This is a genomic window from Ruegeria sp. CH2 (genome assembly GCF_056537065.1).
In genome coordinates this window covers 19,246-37,622 of record NZ_JBQFQV010000005.1, presented here as the reverse complement: position 1 = coordinate 37,622, position 18,377 = coordinate 19,246, and the positions used below count along the sequence as shown (strand labels likewise).

Genomic DNA, 18,377 nt, shown 5'->3' with positions numbered 1-18,377 from the left:
TAAGATGACTTATGCTGAAACTGTTCTGGGTTTTGCCCAGATGGCGCAAAACAAAAGCGCCAGTCTGCGGGCCGATCCTCTGGCCTTCCTGATCCTTGCCTTGAAAGCGGGCGCCTTTGTGGGTGCGGGCATCCTGCTTATATTCTCTGTGGGTCAGGGCGTGGATGGCGCAATCCGGCCCATTGTCATGGGGGCAAGCTTCGGCATTGCACTGACGCTGGTGGTTTTTGCGGGGGCTGAGCTGTTCACCGGCCACACCATGTACATGACGCACGGCCTGCTGACCGGGCAGAGCAGCCTGCGCGATCTTTTGCGCTGCTGGGCAGCCAGCTGGGCGGGCAACCTGATGGGAGCGCTATTGCTGGCACTGCTCTTTGTGGCGGGCGGCGGCGGGCTAATCTTGGGGGCGGGCGAAGAAGCTCTGCTTTTCAAAGTGGCCGCAAAGAAGATGCACGGGACCGGCCTGCAGCTGTTTGCAAAGGCTGTGCTGTGCAACTGGCTGGTGTGCCTGGCCCTGTGGTGCTCGGCCAGGGCCAGGGATGAAGTGACCAAATGCATCGTCATATTCTGGTGCCTCTATGCTTTTATCGCGGCTGGCTTCGAGCACAGCGTTGCCAACATGACCGTGTTCTCGGTTGCGCTGTTGTCCGATCACCCAGACACTATCTCATTGGTGGGAGCAGCGCATAACCTGGCATTCGTCACGCTTGGCAATGCCTTCGCAGGCGCGGGTATCATGGGATACGGGTATTGGCGCGCCGCGTCGAAGCCAAGTGTGCGGCCTGCGGCAGCGAACGGCTTGCAGGACGGGCGGGACCAGAGGGAGGCAGGCTGATGGAGGCAATGACCCTCGCACACCCTGATTCAGTCCCGCAGGTGCGCTCATGTGCGGAAACGCGGCGAGTCAAGCTGCGTCTGCTGTCACTATGTTTTGGGCAGGGGTCGCTGTCTCCGGAAATCTGATTGCCGCACGGCGTTGATAATGGGCCGCTCTCCCTTGTGGATCGTTGCAAACGCACCTTGGCACATTGATGCCGTCGAGGGGCGGGCACATCATCAACGCCGTCTGGTACTCTCCTGAGACCACTTACAGGCTATCCATTAAAACAGCCGTATTCCGTTTTTTTTCCACGTATCGTCCGACAGGCTTTGGCCCCCTTCCAGTGCAGAAGATACAAGTGTGGCCAGTTGGCTTGCGGCCCATTCCACAGCTTTCGTTGAATTTGGGGTGGTCAACAAATTCAATGTACAGGCAGGCAGTTTCGGACCCAGATCTGCATCTGGCCATCCCCCTAACTGAACACGCCAGCCTGACGGGACGATGGTCACACCCCCATCCTTCAGTTGATGGGCAATTTCATTCCAGCTGTCACAAATGGACAGGGAAACAGCATCAGGTGCTGCGCCTTCGAACCTCCGTAAGGCAAGTTCATGAAAATGACACCCTTCGGCCAACAGGACCAGTTCGATGTTTGTATCCTGAGAAAACTCAGGGACACAGCCTGCCCAGTTGAGTTTTTGATCCCATGTCCTGGTGGCATGGGGCAGGGGGGCGCCTGTCTTGGCAACCCCCAAATCAAGCGAACGGTCCGCACAGCCCTGCAAAATCTCCAGAGAATTCATCGGCTCCAGTGTGACGCCGTTTTCCACTAGTTTCTGGCGCAGTCGTCCGCATGCTGCGTACAGATCCTGAGTGATGCCCGCACGAACACGCGAGGCGCTGTCGGTTTGAAGGTTATCAATGCTAGGGTCAGGATGCATTGATTTTCGCCGCGCCGCGTGATTCACGGCTTCGAAAAAGGAGCGGTGACATGAGCGAACTTTTCTGGCTGAGCGACGCACAGATGGCGCGTCTTAAACCCTTCTTTCCGAAATCGCATGGTAAGCCTCGGGTTGTTGACAAGCGTGTGTTGAGCGGGATTATCTTCATCAACCGCAATGGGTTAAGGTGGCGCGATGCCCCTGCAGCCTATGGCCCGCACAAAACGCTTTACAGCCGCTGGAGGCGATGGAGCGAGAAAGGCATCTTCGCACGTATGTTGGCTGGTCTGGCCGCCGGGCACGGCGAACAGAAGACTGTGATGATCGATGCGACCTACTTGAAGGCACATCGAACGGCGACCAGCATGGCCGCCAAAAAAGGGGGCGCGGTCGTCTGATCGGCCGAACCAAAGGCGGGATAAACACCAAACTGCACGCCATCTGTGACAGCCAGGGGCGCCCGTTCGACCTGTTCGTAACCGCCGGTCAGGTCAGCGACTACATCGGCGCGCGGGCGTTGCTCAGCAGCATCCCAAAAGTCGACTGGCTGCTCGGAGATCGCGGCTATGACGCCGACTGGTTTCGAGAAGCGTTAAAAGACAAAGGGATACGCGCCTGCATTCCCGGCCGTAAGCAACGCAAGACCCCGGTCAAATACGATAGGCGCAGGTACAAACGCCGCAACAGGATCGAGATCATGTTCGGCAGGCTCAAGGACTGGAGGCGGGTCGCAACCCGCTATGACCGATGCCCCAAAGTATTCCTTTCCGCCATCGCGCTCGCAGCAACCGTCATCTATTGATTATGAATCCTGACCCTTCTGTATCTCGAGTTTGCTAACTTGACCCCCGTCAGCCACCTTTGCCGAGGTTGCTGACGGGGCGGTGTATGGCGTCTGAGCCTTGTGGCATGACCACGTTTTCTAGCGAGCCAGCACCGTCTCTCTTCATCGTCTCGAACAGTTGAATGCGGCCGGTCTGGACCGCGGAGCAGAAGGAAGAGGGTATGAACAAAGTATCACACGAACAGATCATCGGCATAGACGTCAGCCGCGATTGGCTTGACGTTCATTGTCTGCCGGACATTCGTAGGTTGCGGCTCCCGAACAGCGATGAGGGTCACGCGCAGCTTGTTGGTCTGGCACAATCAACGCACGCGCTTGTTTGTTTCGAGGCGACTGGAGGGCAGGAATGGCGTCTGTGGACCGCGCTGGATGCAGCCGGTATCGCGACTCGGCAGTTGCCGCCAGCTCAGATCAAAGCCTTCGCTGCCAGCCATGGCACACGCGCCAAGACGGATCGGATCGACGCGGAACTCATTGCGCGGTTCATGGCATTTCGACCAGACGCAGCGCGCGAACTGCCACATGGGAAATTGCGCCTTCTCAGAGCCTTGGCATCCAAGCGTGCGCAGCTTGTCGAGACGCGCAAGAGACTTCTGGCGCAGATCAAGGCGCATGAGAAGTTGGGAACGGATGGGATTTTCACTGAAGTTGATGCTGAGCTGAGGGCGCTGTTGGATCGACAGATCGGTAAATTGGAAGATCAGATTGCGCAGACCATCGCCGCAGATCAGGGCCTTGCAAAAACCGCTGATATCTTGCGTTCTGTTCCTGGGATCGGCCCCGTTGCCAGCACTATTCTTATCGCGGAAATGCCTGAACTGGGCCAACTCTCGGGAGAACAAGCTGCCGCGCTCACGGGTCTGGCTCCCATTGCTCACGACAGCGGTGCGATGCGTGGCAAGCGCGCCATTGGTGGGGGACGGCGACAGGTACGACACGTCATGTTCCAGGCTGCTCTCGTCGCGAGTCATCACAATCCGCATCTCAAGATCTTCGCAGATCGTTTGCGCGACGCGGGCAAGCCACACAAAGTCATCATCACAGCAGTCGCTAGAAAGCTCGTCACAATCGCGAACGCACTCCTCAAATCTCGGCAAAACTGGTCGGCTCAGACCCCCTGAGAAATACAGTTGCTAGGAACATGCCTCCCGAACTGCCGCCGCAGCTTGCAACACCTGATCGCGCGAAATATCGAGATGCGTAACCACTCTGAATCTTTCCCGGGTCTCTGCGTTTAGCCTAACCCCCGAATCGGCGAGTTTGTTGTTGATGTCAGATGTGTTTTTCCCGGTTCCTGATACGTCCAGAAACAAGATGTTGGTCTCGATGATATTTGGATAAACGTGAACACCCGGGACGTCCTTCAGGACATCGGCAAGCAGTCGGGCATTGCTGTGATCATCCGCCAAACGTCGGATGTTGTTCTCCAGCGCATAGATGCCAGCTGCCGCCAGAACCCCGGATTGGCGCATGGCCCCTCCAAGACGGTGTTTCCACACCCAGGCACGCTGAATGAATGACGCATTGCCAGCAAGAACCGCGCCCACGGGACATCCAAGCCCTTTCGAAAGATCTATCCAGACACTGTCGAACCCCTGACAGATCGCATTGGCCGATTGATCGCTGGAAACAACCGCATTCATCAATCGGGCGCCGTCCATATGCATCACCAGTTTCGCGTCTTTGGCCAACGAAACTAGCTCCCGTAACGTTTCGACCGGCCACACGGAACCGCCTCCCGAATTGGTTGTCTGCTCAACAGAAATCAAGCGGGAGACCGGAGACCGATCTCGCGGGGTGCGGATGAGAGAACAGACATCGGAGGCGGAGAAAATTCCGGTGTCTGTTCTGACGGGCCTGATCTGTGCACCTGCCAAGGCTGCAGCTCCCGCGCCTTCCGAGCGAATTACATGCGCGTTTCCAGCGGCGATGATTTCATCGCCGGGGCGGCAATGGACCAGAAAGGCAATCTGATTGCACATGGTGCCCGAGGGCAGAAAAATCGCATCGTCCATGCCTGTCAGGTCCGCCACCATCCGGCACAGTTTCAGAGTTGTCGGATCTTCTCCGTGCTGCTCGTCTCCGGTTTCTGCCTCACTCATCGCACGCAACATCCCGGAAGATGGACGGGTTGCCGTATCAGAGATCAGGTCGATAACAAACTTGCCCATAGTGTTCACACCTCAAATTCATGTTCAGCGAGCAGCAATGCAGCCTGAGCGCCATGCATGTCGCGATCAAAACGGCTGCCCTGAACGACCGGGCGTGGGAAGCTCAGCTTGATAACATTGAGATCCGCAATCTCGAACCGTTTCATGCTATCAGCGGGAACCTGAAACAGCTCAAACACGATATCGTTGCGCAGCAACCGACGCAGAGTGTCAAATGTCCCCGATGACCCGCAAAACACGTCAATCGTGATCCAGAACGGACCGGCGTTCTTGGAGCGGGCGCGGGCACCAAGATCTGCAAGATTAGGCATGTCCTACCTCCGTCATTTCGAACCTGAAGGCGGACATCGGATCTTTGAGCGCCATCACGTGGTTCAGGCAAAACTCGTAAAGCATACCACGATCCGATTGAGCGGGGGAAAACGGAAACGCAAAACTGACCAAAGGTTCATCTTCACTCAGCGGTAGATGCAGCAAGAAGGGGTTGGCTATCTTGCCAATCTCCGAGCAAATCTCCTGCGTATCGGCGTTGATGATGCCCAATATGCCGACTTCGACCGGCAATGAGGTTCGGCGCTCAAGTTCTCCAAATACGGAGTTCACACCGATCAAGCGAAATTCGAGATCATAGTCGCTTTCTTTCAGCCCCATCTGGTCCCCGACGAGTGACCGGACAGCGCGTTCCAGATGTGCGGCCCAATCCTGGACGTTGTCCACATAGCGTGCGTCGCGAATCATCGTCATAATGGTGGTCTGGCAGCCGGCTTTGCGAGCCCCTTCGAGCTTGACGGTATAGATATCCGACGGGATCCAGTTGGCCCCTTCCACCCGTACAGTCCGATTGTCAATCGCACTGTAGTGGGCTTTGGTCACATCCAGACAGCCGCCCGGCTCGTAGAGGTGGAAAGGATCGGAGTTTTCGTAAAGCATATGGGCCGAGACCGAATGGGGCGTACATCTTGCCTCGGGCGAGGCAGGTGCAACAGTGAAGCCGGTCTTGTCAAATTCGATCAACAGGACGCCGGAACCCGGCATGGTCGAGCAAATGGCGCCACATTCTCCGATTTTTGCGCCATGCCAGGCTGAACCGGAATGGTCACCACGCAGCAGAGGCAGGGCCGATATTACCGCCGTATCGGTCGTTCGACCCGCGATTACGATATCGGCACCTGCCTCTATCGCCGCCCCTATCTGCTCAGCACCTGCCAAGGCGACGATGTTACTGCATTCCGTGAGTTGGTCGACAGAGATGCCCGGATCTGGTGACAGAGGAGAGATCAGACCGTTTTCCAATGCCGTTGCGATTTCCGACGGCGCCTGGCTGGAATAGATGCGCACGACTTTCAATCGTTGCCCGAGTTCTTTGGCGATTTCGCAAGTGATGTCATACATCCAGTCGACCGTCGCATCCGTTCCACAGGTGCCTGCCGATCCGATCACCAGTGGAACACTTGCCTTCGCCCTCGCCTGCATGAGTTGTTTCCATTCGGCCTTTGTAGCCGAACGGGAGTATTTTGAGGTTCCGCTACCAAGGTAGAACGGCCCGCTGTCGGTTGATCCCCCATCGATACAGATGATGTCGGGCTTTTTCTCGACGCCGCGCGCCAAGGCGGCGGCGTCGAAGCCAAGTCCAAGAGCACCAGCGGGCACTAGAACTTTCGTCATAGTCTCAGTCCGTGATCCGCTGTGGCTTTTTCAGAAGTTCACGAAGGAACATCGGGGCGATAAAGCCTGCTACAGCTGCGACCCAAAGCACGATGGAGATCGGCGAGGAGAACATGTATGTCCAGTCCCCATCCGAAATGACCATGGCGCGACGCAGGCTGTCTTCCATGTTGTTGCCCAGCAAGATACCCAGGATGATCGGAACCGTGGGCACATCCAGTTTGCGCAGAACAAAGCCAGCCACACCAAAAATGATCATCAGGAGCAGGTCGAACTCACTGCCTGAGAGCGAATAGATCCCGACGAAGGAGATCATGCAGACGCCAGGTAGCAAGATCCACGGCGGCACCGACAGGATGCGAACAAAGATTTTCACCATCGGTACGTTCATCAGCAAAAGCACGATATTGGCAATCAGCAACGCAGCGATGAGACCCCAGACCACTTCGGGACGTTCCTGGAACAACAATGGGCCAGGTGTGATGTTGAGCGTAAGGAGCAATGCCAACAGAACTGCTGTTGTCCCTGAGCCTGGTACGCCGAGTGTCAGCATCGGCACCAGCGCCCCGCCAGCAGCCGCGTTGTTGCCGGCTTCAGGTGCAGCAACACCCTTCGGGTTGCCCTTGCCAAAGGTGTCCTTGTCCTTCGCGATTGCCTTTTCGGACGTATACGCAAGGAAGCTGCCGAGCGACGCACCAGCCCCAGGCAGGACGCCCGCAATGAAGCCGATCACGGTGGAGCGCATCATGGTCCAGAAGCTGTCGATGATATCGCGTACCGGAATGGTGATCTTCTCAAGCTTCACCCCAAGCGCTGAGCTCGAACCATGGCTTTCGATGAAAAACAGCACTTCGGCCACGGCAAAGAGGCCAACGATGGCGACAAGGAAATCGACCCCGTCCATCAGGTGTAGATTGCCGAATGTCAGGCGAGGCAAACCAGTGGCGTTATCAAGACCGATCATTGCGATGCCGATGCCGATGCAGGCAGAAAGCGCTGATTTCGCCTGATTGTTCGATGCCACACCGCCAAGTGTTGCAAAAGCCAGCATATAAAGTGCGAAATACTCAGCAGGACCGAATTTGAAGGCGATCTGCGCGAGCATTGGCGCCATGAACATCAGTCCGAGGGTGGCAAAGAAGGCGCCTACGAAAGAAGCAACACCTGAGAGCACAAGAGCATCGCCCGCCCGCCCGTTCTTGGCCATTGGATAACCATCAAGTGTGGTCATCAGCGCTGGTTCATCCCCCGGAATGTTCAGGAGAATCGATGAGATCCGCCCACCATACATGGCCCCGTAGTAAACGGACGTCATAAGCACGAGTGACTGTGTCGCATCCAGGCCAATCGAGAAGGTCAGTGGGATAAGGATTGCAACGCCATTTGAAGGGCCAAGGCCAGGCAAGGCCCCGATGATAGTGCCAAGAAAGCATCCAATCACGGCCAGAAAGAGGTTAGTTGGCGTCAACGCGACCGCAAAACCATCTGCAAGTAAACTGAAGAGTTCCATGGAATTTCCCGGGCTCAGTTGTTAGAGTTTCGGTAGCGGGTAAAGGCTCAACCCAAGACCGAAACGAAATACGGTGAAGAGCACAAACGCAATTCCACATCCTGCCAACACGGAGAACTTGATATCAGGGCGGACAAGATAGCTCAGAACCGCAGCAGCAACGGCAGTGGGCAGGAGATACCCAAGCGGCACCAATGTTAGCGCATAGAGCACAAGCGCTCCAACAGCGATCACCAGCTTGAACAGCGCCGATAATTTGGGCCATTCCGGCTCCTCGTCAGGCTTTGCCAGGATTGCGATTGATGCGATAAAGGCTACACCCCCGATCATGTAGGGGAATACCCGAGGGCCAAGCGGGTCGGCCAAAAAACTGGTCTGGATCTGTGTGGCGCTCGCGATATACGCGAGCGCCAGCATGGCTGATGCCAATCCGAAGATTCGGTCACTCATCACTGAATGACTCCGATATCCCGGGAGATGGTGGCAATCTCTTCGATGACGCCAGCCAAATAGGTCTCAAATTCCGGACCCACGATCTCAAATGGTGCAAGCCCATTGGCTGCACGTGCCGCCGCCCATTCATCAGAGGCCGCGACCTGTGCCAGTTTGTCGGCCCAAGCATCATAGACTTCGTCCGACACGTCCTTGGGCACATAAATTCCACGCCAGTTGCCGACCACAACGTCAACGCCCTGTTCTTTGGCAGTTGGAATACTCTCAAACCCGGGAACGCGAGCTTCGGTCATGACAGCCAGAACTCGCACATCACCGGATTTCAGGAACCCGACGGCCTCAGACAAATCACCTGTCATAGCTTGCGTGAAGCCGCCGATTGTCTGCGTAATTGCGTCGGTACCGCCATCCAGACCGATGTACTTCACGTCTTTGACGTCTGTGAAGCCCGCCCGGTTGAGCATAATCAGAACTTTCAGGTGATCAAATCCACCGACTGAAGAACCGCCAGCGAAGCTTACCGAAGACGGATCGTTTTTGACTGCGTCGACCAGATCGTTGATTGTCTGAAAGGGGCTGTCTTTCCCCACCACGATAACCCCCGGGTCAATGCCGATTGCCCCCAGGAAACGAACCTGGTCTGCCGTCATCCCGCCGTAGAGATTCTGTGCAAGCCGCGTCGCTGTCGCTGAAGACGCTGCAACAATCAGATCTTCGTCGTCACTTCGCTCGTTTACGACATGGCTGTAGGCCAAGCCGCCACCGCCACCTGACATGTTGGTGACCTGAACGGGTTTGTCCACGGCACCGATATCATACATAATCTTGCCGATTGTCCGGCAGGTGAAATCCCAGCCGCCGCCTGGATTTGCCGGGGCGATGCATTCAGCGGCGTAAGCAGAGCCACCGATACCAAACGAGATGAGAGTTGCGCCGATAAGCGACGCGAGCTTCCGATTTTTCATATTTCCTCCCAATGTGCATTGCACACAAACCAAAACTGCGTCAGACTTCTGGTGATCCATGTTTTGCTCCGGAAAATCTGACGCGTCCGACACTAAGGGCGCAGTCTGTCACGAACGTGTCGCGGAGAAAGATCATGCGGTTTCTCTTGGTGGAAGATAATGAAAACTTGGCCCAGGCGATCAGTAAACGCTTGGAAATGGACGGGCATGCCATTGATCATGCAAGCTGTTTGGGCGATGCGGAACATTTCCTGGACTATGCCAGCTATGATATTGTGTTGCTGGACCTGACCCTGCCTGACGGCAATGGAAAACGCTTCCTGACAAAATTAAGAAGCTCTGGCAGAGATATTTCCGTAATCGCTGTTACCGCCCAGTCGGACGTTTCCAGCAGGGTGGAGGTGCTGGATGCGGGGGCCGACGACTACATTCCCAAACCGGTAAACTTCTCCGAGCTGGAGGCCCGATGTCGGGCGGTGTTGCGCAGAAGGGGAGGCGCTTCGCACAGCATCCTGACCTTTGCTGACCTGCAATTTGATCCGCTTGGTGCAAAACTGATCCTGGGGGATGAGAATATTAAACTGAGAAACCGTGAGTTGCGCCTCCTGGAAATTTTCTTTTCCGCCCCCGGTCGGGTTTTTTCCAAAACACAGATTGGTGATAGGCTTTTCTCCTATTCCGAAGAAGTCGCCGACAATGTCATCTCACTTTACGTCGCGCGGGTGCGCAAGAAAATCGAAGGAAGCTCGGCCCAGATCGAGACGGTTCGTGGTGTCGGATATCGGCTGGTGGAAAAAGAATGATGGCAGAAAAAAGAGCAGCCTCGATCCAACAACGACTGGTATTTCAACACCTCGTGCTCGGTGCGCTGGTTTCGGCCTGCCTTTTTTTTGCTATTCGCATCGTCGCATTTCAGACCGCCGAAGCGACACAGGATAATCTGCTCAGAGCAGCCACAAACGCGATTTCACAACAGATCAGCTCTTCTGAAGAACAAGTCATCGTCAACCTGCCACACATTGCCTTTGCACTGCTTGAAACATCAAGTCAGGACAGGGTTTTCTATAATATTCTGCTCAATGGTGTATCAATCACGGGCTACGATGATTTCCTGCCTGAGGAAGGTTTGGACCAGGCTTCCGATCAGTGGTCATTTTCAACAAACTACAAAGGGTTTGAATTGCGCGCTGCGGTGCTGAGCACGGCGGCGCCCGCCAGCGGGCATCCACAAAGCGTTACCATCATTCTCGGGCAAACGCGCTACGCACAGCAGGAAGTGGCGGACAGGTTTGCGCGATGGGCATTGTTCATCAGTGGCCTGATCTATTTAGGTTTGGTGGTTCTCGGGATCGGTGCCGCTCGGTCTGCCGTTTGGCCTCTGCACCGGGTGGCACAGGCTGTCGCCCGCCGAGGACCCAATGACCTTCGACCAGTAGAAAAGCCGACGCCGGTCGAGTTGGCACCGCTTATGTCATCCCTTAACGAGTTTATCCGTCGGCTGCGCCAAACTCTTCAGCGAACTGAAACCTTCATTGCTGAAGCAGCTCATCATATCCGAACGCCCCTCGCAACGGTCATGACAGAAACAGAAATCGCCCTGCGGAACACGACCTCGGACGACACGCGGGCGGCACTGCGAAAGGTGATCGTTTCGATCGAGGAAAGCGCACGTTCCGCAAACCAGCTTCTGGCCTATGCAACAGTCAGCCAGCGCTCCGACTCGATCGACTTGGAAGTGGTGGATCTCCGTGAAAAGGTTCGTGAGGCATTTGATGCCCTTTCCCCGACTGCAGACCTGAAGGACATCGATATGAGCATTTCAGAATCCGGAGAGTGCTTCGATATCCATGGGGATATGTTGATGATCGAAATCTCTTTAAAGAACCTGATCGACAACGCGATAAAATACTCCGATCCAGATACTGAGATATCAATCCATGTCACGGGAGCAATGGAATGTGTGGAAGTTGTGATCAAGGATCAGGGCAGAGGATTGGGCGGGGCCGATCCAAAAAAACTGATGGTACGCTTCCAGCGTGGGCCAAACTCCGGCGGCGTGATTGGGACTGGCATCGGGCTCGCCATCGTCTATGAAGTGGCGCGCTCGCATGGCGGGCAATTCGAACTCAAGAACAATGAGGAGGGCGGGATATGCGCTACCTTGTCTTTTCCCTGTTTGCATTGATCGGGCATCTTAATCTGGGGGCAGCGCATGCCTTCGAGATTGAGGATCGGGTGGTCTTTCGTAGCCAGAGCGAAACACAGGTTCTGAAGATCCTTTCGGTCACCGACCTGGCTGATTTCCAGCCTCTTATCAAGGACTTCCAACGGCGAAATCCCAATGTGACACTTGATTACACGCAGGTTTCAGGTCAAGAGCTTTACAAAGCGATTTCAGAGCAACAGCAGCCATTTGATGTTGCTATTTCTTTTGCGATGGATCTGCAAATGAAACTGGCCAATGACGGCCTCGCGCAACCCTATTCATCAAAAGAAACCCTGGCTGCACCAGATTGGTCACGCTGGAAGCAGGAGCTTTTTGGTTTTACAGCTGAACCAATCGCCGTGCTTGCCTCACGAGATGGATTTACGGGTTTAGAGTTCCCAAAGAACAGGCAGGAACTGATCTCTATCTTGCGAGACAACCCCGCACGTTTTACCGGAAGGGTTGGGACCTATGATGTTCGGACATCAGGGTCAGGTTATATGCTTGGGACCCAGGATGCGCATCAATCCGAAACATATTGGCGGCTTGCAGAAGTAATGGGCAGTCTGCGACCAAAGCTCTATTGTTGTTCCTCGGAAATGATCGAAGACATTAAGAGTGGAAATATCTTCGTCGCTTACAATGTTTTGGAAAGTTACGCGCGATCGCGTCTTTCAAACGAAACGACCGTCCAGGTTATTCGGATGGAGGATTTCACTCACGTCGTGCTTCGCTCGGCTTTGATCCCAGTAAATGCAGAAAGCCCGGAATTGGGTGGTGCGTTCATAGACTATTTGATTAGCCCGAGCGGGCAGATGACGCTAGAGCAGGAAGCTGGGCTGCCACCGCTGAGTCTTTATCTTCCGAAAAGTAGAAGCCCGCTTAGGTCAATAAGGTTCGGCGTGACACTCATAACAAGTCTTGATCGACTGGCAAGGGAACGTTTTATTTCTGCCTGGGAAGAGGCGATGCGAGCAGAATAGGGGGCCCTCATTGTATACTTCTTTGGGAACGCATCGAAGGCGCGGAGATCATGCTTTCAAGCATCTGGGTGGCCACAATTACGGGTTGCCATGTGACCGCGATTTGGCCACCAGCGATGCTTGGATGGCCGATAACTCATGTCAATCGTATTCAACACCTAAGTCCCTACACGCAATCATTATTGCGTCAGTAGCATGGAGGCCCTCGTCGATATTTGAACAGCGACCGGTTTCTCAATCTTGGCCATGATTTTTGCCGTGCCTGCGGTCAACCGGCGCAGACTCTTGATATCCTGTGCGGTCTGAACGAATGGCATTGCCATCCATTGGATCCCCAATTCGAGCGTAAACCGTAAATCGTCTCGGTCTTCTGGCGTGATTGCATTAACTTTAAGCGTGGGTTCGGGAAAACTTTTCCCTTGCGGTGGAGCAAGGTCGCTTTGTTGGGAACCTCGGCTGGGTTTCGTACTCTACCAATCCGGGAAACGTGTCGCGAAAAAGCCGGGCAGTTGGACAGTAAACAGCCGCTTCATCATGGACCTGAGGGCAATGCCCGTTGTTATTTTTGCGGGGCTTCCATCCTTTGGAGAGTAACCAATCGCTTGTCGTGTTTCGGTGATATCCCAGCGCATACCTGGGTTATCTGACATTAGGTTCAGGGCTGCGAAAGAAATATCCTTGGCATCTATTGCGGCGCGCATTCCGCTTAGAAAGTCTCGATCACTCAACCACATTTCCTGACCCCACCGGCCCATCGCCATGTGTGTGCCGGGTTGGTTGCCGTGAGTCCATTGCGTCCAGCCGATGCGCAAGCAGATGACCGACAGTCCGTGATGCTCGGCGAAGTAGGCCCCTGTCCGTTCACAGAACAGCTTTGACATGCCGTAGGCGTTTACTGGCCCTGGTGGTGTCGTGCTGTTGAGCACCTCATGCGTGAACCTTTTGTCGCCGTGGACCCAGTTGGAGCTGGCAAGAACCACGCGGCTGACGCCCATGGCTGCCGCATGGTGATAGAGGGAAAGCGTTGCATCCATATTGTGTTTGATCGCGGAGGCCCAGGTGGCGGAGGGCTCTCGGTCACCAGCTAGATGCACGATAACGTCCACTCCCTTAAGCAAACTGACCCAACTGCTGTCGTCGGACAGGTCTGCAACGTGTATGTCGGGATGATCTACGGGGCGAATGTCGATGCCGGATACGTCGTAGTCTGGTTCGCTTTCTAGCGCGTCGAAAAGTTTGCGGCCGAGATGCCCACCAGCGCCTGTAATCAAGACATGCATGACAGGAACTCCTTGTTGTTTGTGAGACCCAATGGCATTTGGGATGCATCTTCCTCCGCCAAGACGCGGAACGTCTGCCGAAAATTCAGTGTTTCATTCGGTGCGATGTTGCGTGCCGGGGAGTGCCACTCCGCTTCGCAATAGGCGTAATCGCCCGAGTTAAAGACCTCAAACGGATAGTCGTGCGCAAATTGTTCGCCCTGTTGATGTTCTGGTACCGAGCACATCAGCAAGGGGGCATCATGGCCACACCGCATCAGTGTACGACCGTTGGGGTTCGGTAGCCCGACCTTGAATTCCTGCTGTCTGTTGCAATCCACGACAATGCTTTTGCCGTGCGTCGCTATCATCCCTTCGGCAGAGCCAAAAACAGGATAAAATGCAGGGTCTTGCAATTCGACACCGACCTTGGTGGGGGTGTTAAGCATCATGACTGACCAAATGCCGGTCAGGCGCGAGGAGGTCCCATGGTTGACCACGATGTGTTCTATTTCCCAGCTTTCCGCCGAGGTTAGCGTGATGCGGCGCGACACTGACAAGTGCGAGGTCGGGCATACTGCGCTGGTCATGTCAATACGAGTGCTGCTTCTTGAAGTGATCTGGTAAGAGCCGCTGTCCAACACGGGAAACGGAGCGCCGTTTACCCAGGATGCATCTGGGGCGATCCACGTCTTCTCTCCGCCCCAGAGCGGAAAACCAAATTGTGGAGAGCGTGTGGGCAGATCAGTAAGCCGTGTGTCATCGACATCCAAACCGTCGAGATCTGCGTTCTGAAATAGGAGGGAGCGACCTTGGAAGTTTATATCCCATAGGCGGCCCCCGATGCCGGGCAGGAGTGTCAGCTGCAGATCGTTTTGCTGCAGGTGAAGAACGCTCCATCTGTCCGACATGTACCCCCTCCTATCGGTTTCCCGGCGCGATCGAATGCGCCGGGACAATCCCTTAGGTGTGCTTGAACTGGACGACGTTCTCGGCAGTAATCGGCATAACCCCGGTTTCAACGCGCTCGGGTAGAGGATTGATGCCAGCCGCCTTCCAATCGGGCAAGACCTTCAGCGCATCAGTGTTCTGCCAATGCATCATGTGGAAGGCGAGAAAGATCTCCAGATAGGATTTCTGAGCCACAGCGCCGTGAATTGTGCCGTCTTCGATATAGGGAAGCATATCATCATTTCGGTCCATCGCGACGATCTTGATGTCCTTGCGTCCTGCCTCATTGACGGCAATTGCCGCGCCTTTGCCGCTGTCGCCGTCCGTGCCGCCAATGCCAACAATATCCGGGTTCGCCTGAATTGCCTGAAGGTAGGCTGTCGGCGCATAGGACGGGTCGGCCTTATCGTTGACGACGTCGACGACCTCGATATCTGGGTATTTCTCAGCAAAGATTTGTTTGTACCCCTCGACCCGCTCCAATGTGGAGGGGGCAGGGAAAGTGCCGAGGATAACCTTGCCTTTCCCGCCAATCGCTTGTGCGAGCATTTCACCGCCGACACGTCCTGCCTGAACGCCGTTGATACCAAGGAATGTGGACCGGGGACTGTCGGGAATATCGCCAATACAACATGTGACCGGAATGCCCGCCTCGACCGCACGTTCGACGCCGGGAGCCAGAGTGGCCGGATCACCGGGGAAGATAAGGATGCCTGCGGGACGTCTTGCGATCAGTTCATCCAATTGGCGTGCTTGTGCGGCCGTGTCGAAATCCAACGGGCCGGTGAATGTGGCCTTGATGCCCATTAGCTCTTCAAGGTCTTCCATCGCATTGCGATAGTCCACCCAGAACGGCACCTGCGTTACGATGGACAGGAACACATACTCTTTGCCGGCCGCTTGTGCCATGGCTTCTTTGGACAGCATGGGCAGTCCGAACGCTGCGGCCAATCCAGCGGTGGTACCCGCTGTCAGCAGCCTGCGCCGATTCACATTCAATTCAGTCATCGTAGTCTCCCTGTTTTGGATCTTTGGTTGTTGTTGGGTTTTGGAAAGCTTATGGATTAGCCCCGTTTGCTTCGGATCAGCATGTCCAAGGCCACCGCTGTAACGAGCACACCGCCGATGACGATCATCTGCCAGTAGATCGATACGGCCAGCATCGTCATAGTGTTGTTGATCAACGCGACAAAAACGACGCCGAGGAAAGCACCGAGAATAGTACCTTCGCCGCCGCGTAGGGATGCGCCACCGATGACCGCAGCCGCCAGAACCTGAAGTTCGATACCGTTGCCTGCCGTGGGCGTACCGCTCATCAGGCGGGAGGCCAGCAATACACCCGCCAAAGCAGCCAGAATACCGGTCAGTGCGTACAGAATGATACGCACGCGTGTGACATGGATGCCTGACAACATCGCGGCCTTTTCATTGGCGCCGATGAAATAGACCTGACGGAAAAAGCGTGTATGGCGGACGGCCAGGTCAAACAGGACGACGAGCAGAATGGTGAACAAGACGATTACCGGAAAGCCGCCTATTTCAGCTTTACCGATCCAGGCAAATGATGCCGGCAGGCTTGAGACAGAGAAACCTTCCGTCAGGACAAGAGCGATGCCTCGCGCAATCGACATCGTGCCGAGGGTTGCGATAAGCGGATTGATCCCGAGGCCGGTCACCAGCAAACCGTTCACTACGCCGACAATTCCACCCAGCACCAATCCGCATACAACAGCGAGCGGAATTGGCATGCCGGTCAAAAGCAGCATGGCTACGACGGTAGAAGACAAGGCCATAACCGATCCAACGGAAAGATCGAACCCGCCGGATGCAAGTAGGATCGCCATACCGATCACGATGATCGCGGTGGGGGCCATACCCACGGCCACGGCTCGAAAGTTCGAGAAGCTGAGGAAATAGGGATTGACGTTGGACATCACGATGATGATGGCGGCGATCAGAACGATCAGAGTCAGTTCACGAATATCGACAAAAGCTTGCAAAACACGGCGCAGCAGCGGACGCTTCATGGGCAAGTTGGCTTGAGCGGTCATGGTCACGTCGCGACTCCTGATTGATTGGTTTGGGGTGCGTCCACAATTGGAACGGAATTTCCGGCGGCCATTTGAAGAAGCGTGGTTTCGGTTGCCTCAGCGGCTGCGATGTCTCCCATGAGGCGACCGTCGTGGACGACAAGGATGCGGGTTGAGAGAGAAACAAGTTCGGGAAAATCGGATGACACGACGAGGATGGCCATGCCCTCGGCTGCTCGACGCAAAAGTTCCGTGTGGATTTGGAATTTGGCTCCGACATCGACCCCTTTTGTGGGCTCCTCAATGATCAGAAGAGCTGGCGCGCGCTTGAGCCACTTGGCCAACATAATCTTTTGCTGATTGCCCCCTGAGAGATCACCAACAAGTTCGTTAATCCCGCTGGTTTTGACACTGAAGGCGTCAATGGCTGTTTGGCTGGCTGCTTTGATCGAGCCCGAACGCATGAACCCAGCAGACGCATGATCGGAAAGACTGGCCGCGATCAGGTTGTCGCTGAGTGATTGTTCCAGAAAGAGGCCTTCAGTCTTGCGTTCTTCGGGAACAAACCCGACCCCAGCACGCATCGCCTGCCGCAAGGACGCAAAGTTAACAGGCTTGCCGTGAAGTCTGATCTCCCCGGTCGCGCCATGCATCAGCCCGACAATCGATCGAACAATCTCGCTGCGGCGAGCGCCCATCAACCCCGCCATGCCTACAATCTCTCCGGCTTTAATGGAGAAGGAAATGTCTTCGAATTCACCTGGATGGGTTAGGTGTTGGACATGCAAAACCTCTTCGCCGTTAATCTTGCCTGACCGCGTGACATCACCGGGGTGAGCGCCGCCGATCATCTCGGCAACGACTTGTTCCTGAGAAGTTTCCGAAACCGGTAAAGTGCTGATGTGGCGCCCATCTCGCAAAACGGTAATGCGATCCGAGATCTGGAAAATCTCGGCCATATGGTGGCTGACATAGACGATGCCAATCCCTTTCTTTGTCAGGGACTTTAGGACTTCGAATAGTGCGTCTACTTCGTCGGGTGCCAATGCCGATGTCGGTTCATCCAGCAAAAGGACGCGGGAATTCAACGACAGCGCCTTGGCGATTTCAACAATCTGGCGGGAGCTTATTGGCAAGTTTTCCACGGGTGTTGAGACGTCGATATCCAGACCGAATTCCGCCAGTAACGCCTCCGCACGGCGGCGCAGTTCAGGCCAGTCAACTACGCCAAACCGGGTGGGTACGCGCCCCGCGTAGATGTTTTCCGCAACAGAGAGCGCGCCAGCGAGGCTGAGTTCTTGAAAAACACAGCCGATGCCCAGGGATTGCGCGTGCGATGGGCTTTCGACTCGCTGTTCCTTGCCGTCGCACAGGATACGCCCAGCTGAAGGTTGGTGAAGTCCATAAAACAGGCCGAGACAAGTGGATTTTCCGGCGCCGTTTTCCCCACAAAGTGCGTGAACTTCGCCGGGCCTCAATTCAAAGTCGACGCCATCCAAAACAATGTTCGTGCCGAAGCTTTTGCCAACCCGGTCCAGCTGGATCAGTGGCTGTTGCCCCGGTGAGTCAGGTTTCATTG

The 18,377-nt window shown here is 55.3% G+C and carries 18 protein-coding genes and 1 pseudogene; 6 read left to right on the top strand and 13 right to left on the bottom strand.

The window, feature by feature from the left end; all coding sequences use genetic code 11:
* The first annotated feature begins 4 nt into the window (after positions 1-4).
* Positions 5-835 (top strand): formate/nitrite transporter family protein, encoded by an 831-nt coding sequence (locus ACR0M9_RS09310; protein WP_480546818.1) that lies wholly within the window; start codon positions 5-7, stop codon positions 833-835.
* A 266-nt stretch (positions 836-1,101) separates the two neighbouring features.
* On the opposite strand, the gene ACR0M9_RS09305 is transcribed toward ACR0M9_RS09310, so the two are convergent.
* Positions 1,102-1,761, bottom strand: coding sequence for a hypothetical protein (locus ACR0M9_RS09305; protein WP_480546820.1), 660 nt, complete (start codon positions 1,759-1,761; stop codon positions 1,102-1,104).
* A 50-nt stretch (positions 1,762-1,811) separates the two neighbouring features.
* On the opposite strand from ACR0M9_RS09305, the gene ACR0M9_RS09300 reads away from it, so the two are divergent.
* Positions 1,812-2,563, top strand: a protein-coding gene (locus tag ACR0M9_RS09300; protein WP_480773412.1) for an IS5 family transposase whose coding sequence is annotated in 2 segments (ribosomal slippage) — positions 1,812-2,148 and positions 2,148-2,563 — 753 coding nt in all. Because the reading frame shifts where the segments join, the coding sequence is not laid out codon by codon here.
* A 203-nt stretch (positions 2,564-2,766) separates the two neighbouring features.
* Positions 2,767-3,726: an IS110 family RNA-guided transposase gene (locus tag ACR0M9_RS09295; RefSeq protein WP_480773411.1), complete on the top strand. Its 960-nt coding sequence runs from the start codon at positions 2,767-2,769 to the stop codon at positions 3,724-3,726.
* Positions 3,727-3,738: 12 nt separating this feature from the next.
* On the opposite strand, the gene ACR0M9_RS09290 is transcribed toward ACR0M9_RS09295, so the two are convergent.
* Genes ACR0M9_RS09290 through ACR0M9_RS09265 form a run of 6 tightly spaced genes read right to left on the bottom strand, consistent with a single transcriptional unit; the run spans position 3,739 to position 9,369 of the window.
* A complete protein-coding gene (locus ACR0M9_RS09290; protein WP_480773410.1) occupies positions 3,739-4,776 on the bottom strand; it encodes a threonine aldolase family protein in 1,038 nt (345 codons plus the stop codon).
* A gap of 5 nt (positions 4,777-4,781) precedes the next feature.
* Complete coding sequence (locus ACR0M9_RS09285; protein ID WP_480546826.1) at positions 4,782-5,087, bottom strand: DUF4387 family protein; 306 nt, start codon at positions 5,085-5,087, stop codon at positions 4,782-4,784.
* A complete protein-coding gene (locus ACR0M9_RS09280; RefSeq protein ID WP_480773409.1) occupies positions 5,080-6,441 on the bottom strand; it encodes an acyclic terpene utilization AtuA family protein in 1,362 nt (453 codons plus the stop codon). The genes ACR0M9_RS09285 and ACR0M9_RS09280 overlap by 8 nt, the downstream gene beginning before the upstream one ends.
* Positions 6,442-6,445: 4 nt before the next feature.
* The gene (locus tag ACR0M9_RS09275) at positions 6,446-7,951 is read right to left on the bottom strand and encodes a tripartite tricarboxylate transporter permease (protein WP_480546830.1); all 1,506 of its coding nucleotides are present in this window, start codon (positions 7,949-7,951) and stop codon (positions 6,446-6,448) included.
* Between the two features lie 21 nt (positions 7,952-7,972).
* Positions 7,973-8,401 (bottom strand): tripartite tricarboxylate transporter TctB family protein, encoded by a 429-nt coding sequence (locus tag ACR0M9_RS09270; RefSeq protein ID WP_480773408.1) that lies wholly within the window; start codon positions 8,399-8,401, stop codon positions 7,973-7,975.
* Complete coding sequence (locus ACR0M9_RS09265) at positions 8,401-9,369, bottom strand: Bug family tripartite tricarboxylate transporter substrate binding protein (protein WP_480546834.1); 969 nt, start codon at positions 9,367-9,369, stop codon at positions 8,401-8,403. Before ACR0M9_RS09265 ends, ACR0M9_RS09270 begins: the two co-directional genes overlap by 1 nt.
* A gap of 134 nt (positions 9,370-9,503) precedes the next feature.
* Here ACR0M9_RS09265 and ACR0M9_RS09260 point away from each other — a divergent pair, with 134 nt between their 5' ends.
* Genes ACR0M9_RS09260 through ACR0M9_RS09250 form a run of 3 tightly spaced genes read left to right on the top strand, consistent with a single transcriptional unit; the run spans position 9,504 to position 12,558 of the window.
* Positions 9,504-10,172 (top strand): response regulator transcription factor, encoded by a 669-nt coding sequence (locus tag ACR0M9_RS09260; RefSeq protein WP_480546836.1) that lies wholly within the window; start codon positions 9,504-9,506, stop codon positions 10,170-10,172.
* Positions 10,169-11,554: a sensor histidine kinase gene (locus tag ACR0M9_RS09255; RefSeq protein ID WP_480773407.1), complete on the top strand. Its 1,386-nt coding sequence runs from the start codon at positions 10,169-10,171 to the stop codon at positions 11,552-11,554. The genes ACR0M9_RS09260 and ACR0M9_RS09255 overlap by 4 nt, the downstream gene beginning before the upstream one ends.
* Complete coding sequence (locus ACR0M9_RS09250) at positions 11,521-12,558, top strand: ABC transporter substrate-binding protein (protein ID WP_480546840.1); 1,038 nt, start codon at positions 11,521-11,523, stop codon at positions 12,556-12,558. Before ACR0M9_RS09255 ends, ACR0M9_RS09250 begins: the two co-directional genes overlap by 34 nt.
* A gap of 179 nt (positions 12,559-12,737) precedes the next feature.
* Here the strand turns inward: ACR0M9_RS09250 and ACR0M9_RS09245 are convergent.
* From ACR0M9_RS09245 to ACR0M9_RS09220, 6 genes and pseudogenes are all read right to left on the bottom strand, one after another.
* Positions 12,738-12,971 (bottom strand): annotated as a pseudogene (locus ACR0M9_RS09245) (pyruvate kinase); the annotation flags it as partial.
* 57 nt (positions 12,972-13,028) lie between these two features.
* Positions 13,029-13,838 carry an NAD-dependent epimerase/dehydratase family protein gene (locus tag ACR0M9_RS09240; RefSeq protein ID WP_480773406.1) on the bottom strand — a complete coding sequence of 270 codons (810 nt, stop codon included), beginning with the start codon at positions 13,836-13,838 and terminating at the stop codon, positions 13,029-13,031.
* Positions 13,826-14,728, bottom strand: coding sequence for a hypothetical protein (locus ACR0M9_RS09235; protein ID WP_480546844.1), 903 nt, complete (start codon positions 14,726-14,728; stop codon positions 13,826-13,828). The genes ACR0M9_RS09240 and ACR0M9_RS09235 overlap by 13 nt, the downstream gene beginning before the upstream one ends.
* A 52-nt stretch (positions 14,729-14,780) precedes the next feature.
* Positions 14,781-15,776 carry a substrate-binding domain-containing protein gene (locus tag ACR0M9_RS09230; RefSeq protein WP_010437236.1) on the bottom strand — a complete coding sequence of 332 codons (996 nt, stop codon included), beginning with the start codon at positions 15,774-15,776 and terminating at the stop codon, positions 14,781-14,783.
* Between the two features lie 56 nt (positions 15,777-15,832).
* Entirely contained in the window at positions 15,833-16,819 is a 987-nt protein-coding gene (locus ACR0M9_RS09225) for an ABC transporter permease (RefSeq protein WP_480519512.1), read from the bottom strand.
* A gap of 2 nt (positions 16,820-16,821) precedes the next feature.
* On the bottom strand, positions 16,822-18,297 hold the full coding sequence (locus ACR0M9_RS09220; RefSeq protein WP_480773405.1) for a sugar ABC transporter ATP-binding protein: 1,476 nt from the start codon (positions 18,295-18,297) through the stop codon (positions 16,822-16,824).
* Positions 18,298-18,377: the final 80 nt, after the last annotated feature.